The organism is Azohydromonas sediminis (assembly GCF_003574675.1).
Classification (GTDB): Bacteria; Pseudomonadota; Gammaproteobacteria; order Burkholderiales; family Burkholderiaceae_C; genus Calidifontimicrobium; species Calidifontimicrobium sediminis.
In genome coordinates, this window is sequence record NZ_QOAZ01000012.1 from 25159 (window position 1) to 38171 (window position 13013).

The following is a 13013-nucleotide window of genomic DNA, read 5'->3' on the forward strand; positions in this document are numbered from 1 at the left end:
CGGCGCCGGTCAGCGGGCGTCGCCGAGCCGGATGGCCTTGCTGACGAGCTGGTGCACGCCGCCGACCATGCTCATGTCGAAGCCGTAGTACGGCAGCACCTTCGTGAACTGCGCCTTGCAGATCGCGCAGATCGTGGCCATGAAGTTGACGCCGTGCTGGTCGACGACGTTCTTCAGTGCCTCCATGCGCGGCAGCGCGCCCTTGACGCGCAGTTCGATCAAGTCGTCGGTCAGCAAGCCGCCACCGCCGCCGCAGCAGAACGTGGCCTCGCCGATGGTGCCCGGCGCCATGTCGTGGAAGTGGTTCGCGACCGCCTTGATGATCTCGCGCGGGATCACGAACTGGCCGCCTGGTATGTCGCCCATGCGCGAGGCGCGCGCGACGTTGCACGAGTCGTGGAACGTGATGATGCGGTCGTCGTTCTTTTCCTTGTCGAACTTGAGCGCACCGCGCTGGATCAGGTCGTGGGTCAGCTCGCAGATGTGCGTCGGCTGCTTGTAGCGTGGGTCGAGCTGCTGCTGCAGCTCGATCGCGAACGGGTCCTTGCCGCCGGCGCCGACGCCGATCAGCGTGTTCCAGAAGCTGTAGGCCACGCGCCACGCGTGGCCGCACTCGCCGACGACGATGCGCTTGACGCCGAGCTCCAGCGCCGCCTCGCGGATGCGCATCGCGATCTTGCGCAGCTGCTCGTAGTTGCCGATGAACATGCCGAAGTTGCCGGCCTCGCTGGCCTTGCTCGACAGCGTCCAGCTGATGCCGGCGGCGTGGAACACCTTGCCGTAGCCGATCAGGCTCTCGACGTGCGGCTCGGCGAAGAAGTCGGCCGACGGCGTGACCAGCAGCACCTCGGCGCCCTTGGCGTCGATCGGGTAGCGCACGTCGACGCCGGTGTCTGTCTTGACGTCCTCTTCCAGGCCCTCGAGCGTGTTCTCGAGCGCGGGGCCCGGCAGCCCGAGGTTGTTGCCGATCTTGTGGACCTTGCCGATGATCTCGTTGCTGTACTTCTGCCCGAGGCCGACCGAGTCCATGATCTCGCGCGCGGCCATCGTGACCTCGGCGGTGTCGATGCCGTACGGGCAGAACACGCTGCAGCGGCGGCACTCGGAGCACTGGTGGTAGTAGCTGTACCACTCGTCGAGCACCTCGCGCGTGAGGTCGACAGCGCCCACCAGCTTCGGGAACAGCTTGCCGGCGAGCGTAAAGTAGCGCCGGTAGACCTTGCGCATCAGGTCCTGGCGCGCCACCGGCATGTTCTTCGGGTCGCCGGTGCCGAGGAAGTAGTGGCACTTGTCGGAGCACGCGCCGCAGTGCACGCAGGCGTCCATGTAGACCTGCAGCGAGCGGTACTTGCCGAGCAGCTCGCCCATCTTCGCGATCGCTCGCTGCTCCCAGCCCTCGGTCAGCTCGCCGGGGAACCCGATATTGCCCTGGATCTGCGGCGACGCGACGAACGGCTTGGTGTGCGCCATCGCGCCCTCGGCCACCAGCGGGATGACCGGGTAGGGCTTCAGTTCGGGAGTCTGGAACGCCGCGGTGGCCACGCCACTGCCCTCACTTGTCGAGCGCGGCCGCCCACGACGCCACGTGGCGCGCCTCGCGCGGGTTGTCGACCTGGTAACGCGTCGGGCTGAACAGCAGCCCCGGCGCGTGCAGCAGCTTGCTGATCGGGAACACGATCAGAAGCACCGCCACCAGCGCCAGGTGCAGCAGCAGCAGCGGGTCGGCCGGCAGCGGCTGCACGTCGAAGCGCATCAGCCCGAGCGTGAACGCCTTCAGCGCGACGATGTCGGTGTGCGCGACGAAGCGCATCCCGAGTCCCGACAGGCCGATCGCGATTAGCAGCGCCAGGTGCAGGTGGTCCGACGGCGTCGAGATGTAGTGCACCCGGTCGACGAGGAAACGCCTCGCCCACAGCCCCGCCAGGCCTGCGACCATCGTGAAACCGGCGTAGGTGCCGAACGGCTGCACCCACACGATCGGCTCCCACACCGGCTGCTGGAAGTAGCGCACGTGGCGCAGGATCACGAGCAGCAGCGAGACGTGGAACAGCCAGCCGAAGGCCCAGGTCCACTTGTTGGACTTGAACAGGCTCTCGAAGAGGGCGACCTCGCGCACCATGCGCAGCGCCGCGCCGCCGCCCGTCGTCGGCGCCGGCGTCGTCGGGATCTTCAGCGGCGCCGGCGTCGTCGCGTAGCGCCGGATCTTCAGCGCCAGGCCGACGACGAACAGCGCCGTCGCTGCGTAGAAGACGACCGCGTAGGCCCAGCCGAGCGCCGTCATCGCGTGGGTCCTGCCGGTGACGGCGCCCGTCGGCCCGTCAGACGCAGCCGGTGGGCTTGGGCAGGCCGGCGATCTTGCACGCCTGCTTCGCCGGGCCGTACGGGAACAGCTCGTAGAGGTACTTGCTGTTGCCCTTCTCTTCGCCGAGCTGCTTGCCGATGGCCTTCGTCAGCACGCGCACCGCGGGGGCGATCTGGTACTCGTCGTAGTACTGGCGCAGGAAGTTGACGACTTCCCAGTGGTTGGGTGTCATCTCGACGTTTTCCTGCTTGGCGATCGCGGCGGCCACGTCCTCGTTCCAGTCGGACAGGTTGACCAGGTAGCCTTCCTCGTCGGTCTCGATGGTGTGGCCGTTGACTTCGATCGACATCTCGTTCTCCTCGTGCGTCGGGTGAAGGGGTTGGCTCGCGCTTCAGAGCCAGGACTGGTTCGTGGGGTGCTCGGCGACGAGGTCGACGAAGCCGGCGTAGTCCACCGTGGCCACGCCGTCGATCAGGCGGCCGGCGACGCCGCGCGCCTCGAGGTCGGGCGCGAGCGCGACGACCTTCAGCCGCTTCGTGGCGGCCGCCAGCCCGCTCGCCACGGCCATGCCGGTGGTGGCAGCGTAGACGCCGTCCTCGACCAGCAGCAGCGTGTGGCCGTCCTTGGCCAGCCGCAGGCAGCTCGCGAGGGCCGTCGTCTGCGCGGGGGACTTGTTGACGATGTGCAGCATCGGGGTTCCTCGGTCAGAACGACAGCACGACGTCCTGCGCGGCCATCAGGTCGGCCATCTCGGCGCTCGACAGCACCGTGACGTCGACGAGCAGGTCGTCCTCGGTCAGGCCGCGCGCGTCCATCGACTCGCGCTCGACATACAGCTTCTCGATGTCGTAGCCCTCGAGCGCGCGGTACGTCTTGCTGTGGTTCTTGATGCCGATGGCCTTCGTGTCCTGGCCCTTGACGAGCTGGTAGACGCCGTCGTCGACGAACACGAGACTGACGTCCTGGTCGAACGTGGCCGTGATCAGCACGACCTCGAGGCTCTCGAGCGCATAGATCGTGCCGTACGGGGCCTTGCGGTTGACGAACATGAACTTCTTCATCGTCAGTCTCCGAAGGTCACCGTGCGGTCGCTCTTGATGCCGCCGTCGACGAGCTGGCCGAGCCCGCTGATGCGAAAGCCCGGCGCGAGCACCTCGTCCTTGATGCCGCGGCGCAGTGCGGCGGCGACGCACACGACGAGGTCGACGCCATGCTGCTCCTTCAGCGCCGACCAGCGGTTGACGATGTGGCGGTCGTCCTGCGGCGGCTCGGTGAGCCGCGTCGCGTTGTAGACGCCGTCGTGGTAGAAGAAGATGCGCATCACCTCGTGGCCCTTGGCGATCGCGGCGGCGGCGAACTGGTACGCGGTGTCGCTCGCCTGGTGCGTGTACGGGCCTTCACTGACCAGCAGGGTGAATTTCATCGGGTGCCGCGCCGGTTCAGAAGCGGATGTGCGTCGACGCGTTCAGGTTGGCACGCGAGCCGCGCCAGTCGTCGATCAGGTACTTGGTGAACGGCAGGTCGCACTTCTCGAAGAAGCGCGGCCAGCCGATGCGCTCGACCCAGTCGCTCAGGCGCTCCCACGAGCGCGCGTCGGCCTTGTAGGTGTAGAGGATCTTCTTGACGATCGCCGACGCTTCCGGCCAGCGCGGCGGGTTGTTCGGGATGCCGGCGGCGACCATCTTCATGAAGGTCGGTTTGCCGCGCGCGTTGGAGTTCTTGCCGCCGACCCAGATGGCCAGCTTCGAGTGCTCGGGGTCGTTGATCTGCATCGGCGGGCACGGGGGGTAGCAGGCGCCGCAGCAGATGCACTTCTTCTCGTCGACCTCGAGGCTCGGCTTGCCGTTGACCAGCGCCGGGCGGATCGCCGCCACCGGGCAGCGCGCCACCACCGCCGGGCGCTCGCAGACGTTGGCCACGAGGTCGTGGTTGATCTTCGGCGGCTTGGTGTGCTGCACGATGATCGCGATGTCGGCCTGGCCGCCGCAGTTGATCTCGCAGCACGAGGTCGACAGGTGCACGCGGTTGGGCATCTCCTCGCGCCGGAACTCGTCGTAGAGCTCGTCCATCAGCGCCTTGACGACACCCGAGGCATCGGTGCCCGGGATGTCGCAATGCAGCCAGCCCTGCGTGTGCGCGATCATCGACACCGAGTTGCCGGTGCCGCCGACCGGGAAGCCGTTCTCCTCGAGCGCACTGATCAGCGGCGCGACCTTGTTCGGGTCGGCGACCATGAACTCGATGTTGCTGCGGATCGTGAAGCGTACGTAGCCGTCGGCGTAGGTGTCGGCGATGTCGCACAGCTTGCGGATCGTGTAGACGTCCATCTGCCGCTGCGTGCCGGCACGCACCGTCCACACCTCGTCGCCGCTGTGCGAGACGTGGTGCAGCACACCGGGGCGCGGGCGGTCGTGGTAGCGCCAGTTGCCGTAGTTCTTCAGCAACGTGGGGTGCATGTACTGCTTGTTGTCGGGAGCGCCGCTCTCGATCGGGGTGCGATGGGCCATGGTGCGTGTTCCGCGATGGATTCAGCGGGGTCCCGCCGCCGCGCCGGCGACGGCGGGTGCCAGGCGGCGGCTCAGGCCGCTGCCTTCTTCTTGGCGTTGATCTTTGCCACTTCCTCGTCCCAGCCGTCGGTGCGCACGTAGGGGTTCGTGCGCGGGTTCGAGACCATGTTCGGGTCGATGTCGACGCCGATGCCCTCGAGGAAGTTGACGAGGCCGATGCGCTCGATCATCTCGCCGGTGCGCTCGTGTTCGAGCGCGTTCTCGGCGAAGAAGTCGATCACGCGCTGCGCGAGGTCGACGAGGTTGTCGAAGTCCTCGTCGCTCTTCATCGGCATGAACGGCACGACGACGGTGCCCATCAGGTCGCCGATCTTGAGCGTGCGCTTGCCGCCGACGAGCACCGTCACGCCGGTGTCGGTGCCGCGCGCGAGCGCGCCCGTCATCACGTTGATGCAGTGCATGCAGCGCACGCAGTCGCCGTTGTCGATCTCGAGCGCATGCGTGTCGCTGACCTTGACGCTGCTGATCTTCTCGCCCTGGCGCAGGTCCTTGACTTCCTTGAGCTGGATCGCCTTCGTCGGGCAGCGCGCGACGACGTCGTTGACGAGCTCGTTCATGCCGTGCTTGTCGAACCACTTGCGCGCCAGTTCCTCATCGGTGCGCATGTTGTCGCGCCACGTGCCGATGACGGCCATGTCGGCACGCTGGATCGAGTTCATGCAGTCGTTCGGGCAGCCGCTGAACTTGAACTTGAATTTGTACGGCAGCGCCGGGCGGTGGATGTCGTCGACGAAGGTGTTGATGACCGTGCGGTGCGCGCGGCCCTCGTCGTAGCAGCTCTGCTCGCAGCGCGCGGCGCCGACGCAGCTCATCGACGTGCGCACCGCGGGGCCGGCGCCGCCGAGGTCGAAGCCGAGCTCGTTGAGCTCGTCGAACGCCTCCTGCACCTTGGCGGTCGTCGCGCCCTGGAACATGATGTCGCCCGACTGGCCGTGGAACGCGATCAGGCCGGTGCCGTGCTTCTCCCAGATGTCGCACATCTTGCGCAGCACGTCGGTCGTGTAGTGCATGCCCGGCGGCGGCTGCACGCGCAGCGTGTGCAGCTCGGCGGCGTCGGGGAACAGCGGCTCGCCCTTGTCGTTCTTCAGCTCGGTGAAGCGCGGGATCACGCCGCCGCCGTAGCCGAACACGCCGACGGTGCCACCCTTCCAGTAGCCCTTCTTCGTCTGGTACGACGTCTCGAGCGTGCCCAGCAGGTCGACGACGTAGTCCTTGTCTTTCGCGAGTCGCTTCAGGCCGGTGACGAAACTGGGCCACGGACCGGTCTCGAGCGCGTCGAGCATCGGCGTGTCGTGCATCTTCTTGGCCATGCTTGTCTCCTGGGTGGCCGGCGCCGGTCCTGCAGCGCTGTCCCGCCTCGGCGGGCGGTTGATCGAAGGTCGGCAAATGCTATGGGCGCCGTGGTGCGCAGCGCTATCACCCGCGTCGGTAGCGACGATAGACCCGATTGGGCAGACCGACACTACCCGGATGGGCTATGCGGCGATCCCCCGTGCCGGGTATGGACGCCGCCGGGCGTGGCCGCGCTCAATGCACGCTTCGGCTCGACCGCCTTGCGCTGCGATGACCCGCCTGACCCCGATTGCGAAGCTCCGCGTGCCGCTGGGCGGGCAGGACATCGAGCTGCAGCAGGTCGACCACGACGCCGGCGGCATGAGCCTGCTGCGCACGCGCATCCGCGAGAAGAGCCGCTTCACGGTCTTCGACGTCGACCCGCTGACGGCGCGCGCCTGGGGCGAGGCGCTGCTGGCGTGGGCGCGCGCGCAGCCCGGCGCGGGCGACGCGGGCGATGGCGATGCATGAGGCGGGAGCCGCCGTGATCGACGACGCCGAGCTGCCGCCGTCGACGATGGTCGACGCCGTGTTCCCGCTCGAGGGGCGCACGCTGCCGCGCGACTACCGGCTCGCACTGGCCGACGCACTCGATGCGGCCGCGCCGTGGCTGCGCGACCTGCCCGGCGCCGGCCTGCACCCGGTCAACGTCGCCGACACGGCCGGTGGCGACGTGCTGCTGTCGCAGCGCGCGCGTCTGGTGCTGCGTGTGCCACGCACGCACGCCGACGCGCTGCATGCGCTGGCCGGACGCGAGCTCGACGTCGACGGGCACCGCGTGCGCCTGGGCGCACCGCACCTGCGCGAGCTGCTGCCGCACAACACGCTGTACGCGCACTTCGTCGCCGCCGACCTCGACGAAGGCACGGGCGGCGACGACGAAGCGGCGTTCCTCGCCGCCGTCAACGCCGAGCTCGACGCGCTCGGTGCGGCGTGCCGGCGCATCTGCGGCCAGCGCCAGCGCATCCGCGGCGGCGACGGCGTGCTCGTGGGCTTCAGCCTGATGCTGCACGGGCTCGCGGCCGCCGACGCGCTGCGCGTGCTCGAAGCCGGTGTCGGCCCGCACCGGCGGCTCGGCGCGGGCCTGTTCGTGCCGCACCGCTCGGCCGCGGCGGTGGGCAGCTGAACCGGTCACGATCCGTCCGACCCTGAACCACGACAGGAGACATTCGACATGGGGTATGTCGTCAACGGCACCGAACTGGAAACCGACGAGCAGGGCTACCTGATCGAGCCCGATTTCGGCGACGAGGTCGTGCGCGTGATCGCCGCGGCCGAAGGCATCACGCTGACCGACGACCACTGGAAGGTCGTCGAGTACCTGCGCAACGAGTACCGCGAGCACGGCCACACGCCGAACTTCCGCCACATGCTCAAGGGCGTCGCCGAGATCCTGCCGGGCTGCGACAGCAAGGCGCTGTACGACCTGTTCCCGCTGGGGCCGGCCAAGCAGGGCGCGAAGGTCGCGGGGCTGCCGCAGCCTTACGGCAAAGGCGGGTACTGATGGCTCCCCCCCGAAGCGCCTTCGGCGCTCCCCCCCAGGGGGGCGCCGCCAGCGGGCCGGCGAAGCCGGACCCGCGGCGGCCGCTGGACGGGCGCTTCGCTTCGCTTGCGGTCTGCGTGCGCGCAAGCTCTGTCGGAGGGTTCGCCCCGTGGCGATGCGGCTGAAGACGCACTGGTTCAAGCCCGAGCAGCCGAAGTCGGCCGAGCAGCGCGCGAGCGCGATCGCGTTCATCGTCTGGCGCGTCGCGCGGCAGATGCTCGACCGCATGCGCAAGGCCGGGTTCGACATCGACGTCGGGCCGCCGTACTTCGCGTTCCTGCGCGAGGTGCTGGTGTTCCTGATCCAGTGCGCCGACCGCATCGCCTACGCGCGCCAGGCCGGCGACGAGCGCGCCGCGTTCACGACGGCGCTCGTGCTGCGCACCGCCGACTTCCTCGAGGAGAACGAGGGCGACCTGCTCGGCCCGGTGGCGCCCGGCACGGCGAGCTACCGCGAGCGCTTCATCGACCTGTTCAACGAGGTCGCGCCGCACTACGCCGAGTTCGGCTACGGCGACGACGGGCCCGACTTCGGCTTTCGCCGCTACCTCGGCAGCCGCATCGAGCCGCTGCTGCCGCCCAAGGACCGCCCGTGGGTGCTCGACCAGGTGATGGACATCGAGGCGCCCGAGGCCGTCGCGCTCGTCGAGCGCGGCATGGCCGGTGTCTATTCGACCGAGAAGCGCGCGCGCCGCGCCTCGGCGCTCGGAGCCGACTGATGACGACGGTCACCTCGGTGCGCACCGCCACCGCGAGCCCGTTCGACCTCGCGGACGAGGTCGCGTACCGCCGCTGGCGCGCCGCGAAGCTCGCTGCCGCGCCGCGCGACGTCGACGAACTGATCGTCGACGTCGCCGACCCGTTCGCGCTGACCCCGCGCGAGCGCGATGCGCTGCTCGAGCGCTGCGCCCGCGCGAACATGGCCGTCTACCGCGGCCCGGCGAGCGCGGCCGACGCGTCGCTGCCGCGCGCGCTCGGGCGCCAGCTCGGGCTCGAGCGGCTCGACGCCAACTGGCTCGCCGAGGAAGACGGCATCTCGCACATCACCGTCAGCGACCGCAGCGACGGCGACGGCGGGCGCGGCGGCTTCATCCCGTACACCGACCGCGCGATCCGCTGGCACACCGACGGCTACTACCACCCGGCCGGCCGGCGCATCCGCGGCATGATCCTGCACTGCGTGCGCCCGGCCGCCGAGGGCGGCGTCAACGCGCTGCTCGACCACGAATGGGTCTACATCGCGCTGCGCGACGCCGACCCCGCGCACATCGCCGCGCTGATGGCCGACGACGCGATGACCATCCCTGCGCGCGAAGACGCCGTCGGCGGCGTCGCCCGCGCGGCGCAGTCGGGGCCCGTGTTCTCCGTCGACGACGACGGCGCGCTGCACATGCGCTACACCGCGCGCACGCGCAGCATCGTCTGGAAAGACGACCCGGCCACGCGCGCCGCGGTGGCCGCGCTCGAGGCGGTCCTCGCCAGCGACGCGGCACCGGTGCTGCGGCTCAAGCTCGAGGCCGGGATGGGCATCGTCGCCAACAACGTGCTGCACGAGCGCACCGCATTCGTCGACGACCCGGCGCGCCCGCGGCTGCTGTACCGCGCCCGCTACCTCGACCGCGTGGCGCCGCGCGCCGCGCGCGGAGACGCCGCATGGCGCAATGGGTGACCGTCTGGCGCGCCGCGCAGCTCGTCGGCGTCTCGCGCGGCGTGCTGCAGCAGCGCATCCGCGACGGCGCGCTGCAGCTCAGCGACGACGGCCGCGTGTCCACCGACGCGCTGCTCGCGCTGTACCCGCAGGCGCGGCTCGAGGAGTCGGGGCTGCTCGAACGCGTCGCGCGCATCAAGGACGAGGCGTTCGGGCGCCGCGTGCGCGAGCGGCTGCTGCCGAGCCAGGAGGTGCTCGCGCAGCGGCTGTTCGCGCAGACGCAGGAGCTCGCCGACGTGCGCCGCCACCTCGAGCGCTACCACGCGCTGGTGATGGAGCTGCGCGAGACGGTGCGCGACGGCGACGACGCGCGCTGGCAGCGGCTGCAGCAGCAAATCGAGCGCGGGCTGGCACGCGTGCTCGCCACCGAGACCGTCGACGTGCTCGATGTGATGGATGACATGCTCAAGGTGATGTCGGCGCAGGTCACGCTCAGGCCCAGCGGCCACGAGTTCACCGTCGAGGGCCGCGACACGCTGCTGCAGGCCGGGCTGCGCGCCGGGCTCAAGCTCAACTACGGCTGCGGCAACGGCAGCTGCGGCATGTGCAAGGTGCGCGTGATCGCCGGCGAGGTCGCCAAGGTGCAGCACTGCGACTACGCGCTGTCGGAAGCCGAGCGCGCCCAGGGCTACACGCTGATGTGCGCACACACCGCGGCCAGCAGCGAGCTCGTGCTCGAGACGCTGGAGGCCCGCGGCCCGCAGGACATCGCGGCGCAGCAGATCACGACCACCGTGCGCGCCGTCACCGCGCTCGCGCCCGACACGCGGCTGCTGCACCTGCAGACGCCGCGCACGAACCGGCTGCGCTTCCTCGCCGGGCAGTCGGTGACGCTGGGCATCGCGGGCGCCGGCGGCGACGACGTGCACGCGACCCACCCGGTGGCCAGCTGCCCGTGCGACGACCGCAACCTGCACTTCTACGTCGCGCGCGACGACGGCGACGCGTTCGCGCGCGCGCTGTTCGCCGGCACCGTCAAGCCGGGCCAGCCGGTCACGGTGTGGGGGCCGCTCGGCACGTTCGTGCTCGCGGAGAGCCCGCGCCCGCTCGTCTTCGCCGCCTGCGACACGGGCTTCGCGCCGGTCAAGAGCCTGATCGAGCACGCGCTCGCGCTCGACGCGGCGCCGTCGATCTCGCTGTTCTGGCTCGCGACGCGGCCCGACGGCCACTTCATGGCCAACCAGTGCCGCGCGTGGTCCGAGGCGCTCGACGCGTTCGAGGTCACGCTGTCGCGGCACGACGACGCGCGCGAAGGCGCGCGCGAGATGGCGCACGCGATGCGCGCCGACCTGTTCGACATCGACTGCGACTTCTACCTCGCCGGCCCCGAGGCCTTCGTCGCCACGCTCGATGCGCAGCTCGCCGGCGCCGGCGTGCCCGCCGCGCAGCGCTTCGTCGAGGTCGTCTGACGATGGATCCGCAGGCCACGCTCGGCGGCGACTGCAGCGGCGGCGAGTCGTTCGCGCTGCGCGTGATCGGCCACAGCATGGCGCCCGAGTTCAACGACGGCGACATCGTGATCGTCGAGCCCGACGGCCTCGCGCGCGACGGCTCGTTCGTGCTCGCGTTGCACGACGGCGAGTGGATCTTCCGCCAGCTGCGCGGCGACGGCACGCGCTGGTGGCTGCACGCGCTCGACCCCGCATGGCCCGACTTGCCGATCCCCGGCCTCGAGGCCGTGCGCGGGGTGATCATCCAGAAGGCGCTGCCGGGACGCCGGCGCGCGTCGAAACGCTACGTCTGACCCCGCTGCGAAGCCCTCCACGATGCCCTACTACGTCTACCGTGTCGGCACGCTCGGCGTGCTGACCATGCTCGCCGAGTTCGCGTCGTTCCGCGACGCGTCGGCGCACGCGAAGGCGGTGCGCGCCGCCGACGCGCCCGGCACCGCCGGACGCGTGAAAGTGATGTTCGCCGACAACGAGCTCGCCGCCGAGGACCTGCTCGGCCAGGTGCGCGAAGCGCCGCCGAGCATCGCCGACGACGACTGACGCGATGGCCGCCGGCGCCGCCACCGACGACCGCCCCGGTGCCTGCTGCGCCGGACCGACCGCGTGCGTGTTCACGAAGGCCGTGCTCGCGCGCGAGGTCGGCTGCGAGCTCGCGCGGCGGCAGGCGGTGGGCGAGCGCGACCTCGTGACCTGTGCATCGCCGGTGGCGCACACCAACTGCACGACGCTGGCGGCGCTGCTGCGCGAGCGCGCGACGTTCGCGCTGCGGCTGCCGCCGCACGGCGCGCCGCTCGTCCACGCGAAGGCGCTGCAGCTGCAGTGCGGCGGCGTGCGCGCGCTGCAGCGCGCGCTGGGCGACGCGCCTTCGACCGATGCGCCCACCACGCCGCCCGACGTGCACCGTCTCGTCGAGCTCGCGCACGCGCGCTGGGGCAGCCTGATGGACGCACCGTGGGGCGAGATCGTGCCGGCGCTGGCCACGTGGCAGCCGCGGCGCCGCCACCGGCCGGGGGCGCGATGACGGCGCGCGACGTCGCGGCGCTCGCCGCCGCGGTGCAGACCAACTGCCACATCGCCGACGCGCGCCACGCGGCCGACCCGACGCTGTGCAGCTACCTGCTGCAGATGCGCGAGCTGTACCGCTGGGAACAGCGCCTGCCGCTGGGCGCGCCGCTCGCGCGCGACGCGGTGGGCGCCTGGCTCGCGCAGCGCGAGGGCGAGTGGGCGCAGCTCGACGGCCGCGACTTCGTCGCGCTGCCGTCGCCGGGAGGCGATGACCGCATCGATCCCTTCGACGTCGAGACGCTCGCCGGCCCGCTGGCCGCCGAGGGGCTCGCGTATGGCGCCGCACTGGCGGCGCGCGACCGCCCGGCGTTCTTCCTCGCCGAGCTGCTCGAGGCGCGCGAGCTCGACGACGGGCTGGCGCTGCAGGTGTGCGGCCGCGAGCTCGCACGCGGGCTGTTCGCACCGCCGGCGGCACTGGTCGGGCACACCGTCGTGCTGCGCCGCGAGTCGTTCGCGCGCTGGATGTGGGAGAAGTTCGAAGCGTTCGGCCTCCGGCGCGCCGACGGCGCGTTCAAGCGCGTCGTCGATGCCTACGGCCTCGACGCCGACTTCGCCGCCGCGCTGCCGCGCCTGCTCGACGAGCAGGCCGAGACGCTGCTGCTGCACGAGCTCGGCGAGTGGCGCGTCGCGCAGCGCGTCGAACCGCGATGGGCGGCGATGCGGCTGGCGCTGCCCGACCGCCGCAGCGACTTGCAGGTGCGCGCGGTGCGCGACCTGGTCGCCGACCTCGAGACGACGCTGCCGGCGCTGATCGCGCGCGGCGACGCGCCGTCGATGCACTTCTTCTTCGCCACCTTCGACGGCCTGCGCGCCGTGCTATGCCCCGCGCTGCCGCGCGCTTATGCGGCGTGGCACGCCGGCGACGGCGGGCAACGGCTGCGCGACACCTGTGCCGCCGCGCTGTCGCACTTCGCGGCACTGGCCGACGAGGTGCTCGCTCTGCACGCGCGCGACGGTGCGGCCGCCGGCGCGGCGGTCGCCGCGCGACTGGCGCGGCCGGACGCGGTCTTCGAGCGCTGACGTGCACCGGCCGGCTCGCGCGCGCC

Annotated in this window: 18 protein-coding genes; 10 read left to right on the top strand and 8 right to left on the bottom strand. The window is 70.9% G+C overall.

Annotation, left to right across the window (positions count from 1 at the left end; genetic code table 11):
- Positions 1–9: 9 nt before the first annotated feature.
- The 8 genes from dsrK to dsrA form a co-directional block, all read right to left on the bottom strand.
- Positions 10–1542: a sulfate reduction electron transfer complex DsrMKJOP subunit DsrK gene (dsrK, locus tag DRV96_RS08560; RefSeq protein ID WP_119289906.1), complete on the bottom strand. Its 1533-nt coding sequence runs from the start codon at positions 1540–1542 to the stop codon at positions 10–12.
- A 10-nt stretch (positions 1543–1552) separates the two neighbouring features.
- Positions 1553–2281: a respiratory nitrate reductase subunit gamma gene (locus DRV96_RS08565; protein WP_119289908.1), complete on the bottom strand. Its 729-nt coding sequence runs from the start codon at positions 2279–2281 to the stop codon at positions 1553–1555.
- A gap of 37 nt (positions 2282–2318) precedes the next feature.
- A complete protein-coding gene (locus tag DRV96_RS08570; protein ID WP_119289910.1) occupies positions 2319–2651 on the bottom strand; it encodes a TusE/DsrC/DsvC family sulfur relay protein in 333 nt (110 codons plus the stop codon).
- A 42-nt stretch (positions 2652–2693) separates the two neighbouring features.
- Entirely contained in the window at positions 2694–2993 is a 300-nt protein-coding gene (gene tusB, locus DRV96_RS08575) for a sulfurtransferase complex subunit TusB (RefSeq protein WP_119289912.1), read from the bottom strand.
- Positions 2994–3006: 13 nt separating this feature from the next.
- Entirely contained in the window at positions 3007–3363 is a 357-nt protein-coding gene (gene tusC, locus DRV96_RS08580; protein ID WP_119289914.1) for a sulfurtransferase complex subunit TusC, read from the bottom strand.
- Positions 3364–3365: 2 nt separating this feature from the next.
- Complete coding sequence (gene tusD, locus DRV96_RS08585; protein WP_119289916.1) at positions 3366–3725, bottom strand: sulfurtransferase complex subunit TusD; 360 nt, start codon at positions 3723–3725, stop codon at positions 3366–3368.
- 16 nt (positions 3726–3741) lie between these two features.
- The gene (gene dsrB, locus DRV96_RS08590) at positions 3742–4809 is read right to left on the bottom strand and encodes a dissimilatory-type sulfite reductase subunit beta (protein ID WP_119289918.1); all 1068 of its coding nucleotides are present in this window, start codon (positions 4807–4809) and stop codon (positions 3742–3744) included.
- A gap of 71 nt (positions 4810–4880) precedes the next feature.
- Entirely contained in the window at positions 4881–6179 is a 1299-nt protein-coding gene (gene dsrA, locus DRV96_RS08595) for a dissimilatory-type sulfite reductase subunit alpha (protein ID WP_119289920.1), read from the bottom strand.
- Positions 6180–6432: 253 nt separating this feature from the next.
- Here dsrA and DRV96_RS08600 point away from each other — a divergent pair, with 253 nt between their 5' ends.
- The 10 genes from DRV96_RS08600 (at position 6433) to DRV96_RS08645 (ending at position 12987) form a co-directional block, all read left to right on the top strand.
- On the top strand, positions 6433–6672 hold the full coding sequence (locus DRV96_RS08600) for a DUF6967 family protein (protein WP_119289922.1): 240 nt from the start codon (positions 6433–6435) through the stop codon (positions 6670–6672).
- A gap of 13 nt (positions 6673–6685) precedes the next feature.
- Complete coding sequence (gene cas6 / locus DRV96_RS08605; protein WP_162910989.1) at positions 6686–7327, top strand: type I-MYXAN CRISPR-associated protein Cas6/Cmx6; 642 nt, start codon at positions 6686–6688, stop codon at positions 7325–7327.
- A gap of 48 nt (positions 7328–7375) precedes the next feature.
- Positions 7376–7705 (top strand): TusE/DsrC/DsvC family sulfur relay protein, encoded by a 330-nt coding sequence (locus tag DRV96_RS08610; protein WP_119289926.1) that lies wholly within the window; start codon positions 7376–7378, stop codon positions 7703–7705.
- A gap of 148 nt (positions 7706–7853) precedes the next feature.
- Entirely contained in the window at positions 7854–8462 is a 609-nt protein-coding gene (locus DRV96_RS08615; RefSeq protein WP_162910990.1) for a hypothetical protein, read from the top strand.
- Positions 8462–9412, top strand: a complete 951-nt coding sequence (locus DRV96_RS08620; RefSeq protein ID WP_119289930.1) for a TauD/TfdA family dioxygenase — start codon at positions 8462–8464, stop codon at positions 9410–9412. The genes DRV96_RS08615 and DRV96_RS08620 overlap by 1 nt, the downstream gene beginning before the upstream one ends.
- Positions 9397–10860 (top strand): 2Fe-2S iron-sulfur cluster-binding protein, encoded by a 1464-nt coding sequence (locus DRV96_RS08625; protein WP_119289932.1) that lies wholly within the window; start codon positions 9397–9399, stop codon positions 10858–10860. The genes DRV96_RS08620 and DRV96_RS08625 overlap by 16 nt, the downstream gene beginning before the upstream one ends.
- Positions 10861–10862: 2 nt before the next feature.
- Entirely contained in the window at positions 10863–11195 is a 333-nt protein-coding gene (locus tag DRV96_RS08630; protein ID WP_119289934.1) for a S24 family peptidase, read from the top strand.
- A gap of 22 nt (positions 11196–11217) precedes the next feature.
- A complete protein-coding gene (locus DRV96_RS08635) occupies positions 11218–11442 on the top strand; it encodes a hypothetical protein (RefSeq protein ID WP_119289936.1) in 225 nt (74 codons plus the stop codon).
- Positions 11443–11446: 4 nt separating this feature from the next.
- A complete protein-coding gene (locus DRV96_RS08640) occupies positions 11447–11923 on the top strand; it encodes a hypothetical protein (RefSeq protein ID WP_119289938.1) in 477 nt (158 codons plus the stop codon).
- The gene (locus DRV96_RS08645) at positions 11920–12987 is read left to right on the top strand and encodes an Sfum_1244 family protein (protein WP_162910991.1); all 1068 of its coding nucleotides are present in this window, start codon (positions 11920–11922) and stop codon (positions 12985–12987) included. The genes DRV96_RS08640 and DRV96_RS08645 overlap by 4 nt, the downstream gene beginning before the upstream one ends.
- Positions 12988–13013 lie beyond the last annotated feature (26 nt).

Coding starts and splice junctions, on each gene's coding strand:
- tusD (WP_119289916.1), bottom strand. CDS start 3,725: ATGAAATTCACCCTGCTGGTCAGTGAAGGCCCGTACACGCACCAGGCG.
- DRV96_RS08570 (WP_119289910.1), bottom strand. CDS start 2,651: ATGTCGATCGAAGTCAACGGCCACACCATCGAGACCGACGAGGAAGGC.
- DRV96_RS08630 (WP_119289934.1), top strand. CDS start 10,863: ATGGATCCGCAGGCCACGCTCGGCGGCGACTGCAGCGGCGGCGAGTCG.
- DRV96_RS08645 (WP_162910991.1), top strand. CDS start 11,920: ATGACGGCGCGCGACGTCGCGGCGCTCGCCGCCGCGGTGCAGACCAAC.
- DRV96_RS08565 (WP_119289908.1), bottom strand. CDS start 2,281: ATGACGGCGCTCGGCTGGGCCTACGCGGTCGTCTTCTACGCAGCGACG.
- dsrA (WP_119289920.1), bottom strand. CDS start 6,179: ATGGCCAAGAAGATGCACGACACGCCGATGCTCGACGCGCTCGAGACC.
- tusC (WP_119289914.1), bottom strand. CDS start 3,363: ATGAAGAAGTTCATGTTCGTCAACCGCAAGGCCCCGTACGGCACGATC.
- tusB (WP_119289912.1), bottom strand. CDS start 2,993: ATGCTGCACATCGTCAACAAGTCCCCCGCGCAGACGACGGCCCTCGCG.
- dsrB (WP_119289918.1), bottom strand. CDS start 4,809: ATGGCCCATCGCACCCCGATCGAGAGCGGCGCTCCCGACAACAAGCAG.
- DRV96_RS08640 (WP_119289938.1), top strand. CDS start 11,447: ATGGCCGCCGGCGCCGCCACCGACGACCGCCCCGGTGCCTGCTGCGCC.
- DRV96_RS08635 (WP_119289936.1), top strand. CDS start 11,218: ATGCCCTACTACGTCTACCGTGTCGGCACGCTCGGCGTGCTGACCATG.
- DRV96_RS08600 (WP_119289922.1), top strand. CDS start 6,433: ATGACCCGCCTGACCCCGATTGCGAAGCTCCGCGTGCCGCTGGGCGGG.
- DRV96_RS08610 (WP_119289926.1), top strand. CDS start 7,376: ATGGGGTATGTCGTCAACGGCACCGAACTGGAAACCGACGAGCAGGGC.
- DRV96_RS08625 (WP_119289932.1), top strand. CDS start 9,397: ATGGCGCAATGGGTGACCGTCTGGCGCGCCGCGCAGCTCGTCGGCGTC.
- DRV96_RS08620 (WP_119289930.1), top strand. CDS start 8,462: ATGACGACGGTCACCTCGGTGCGCACCGCCACCGCGAGCCCGTTCGAC.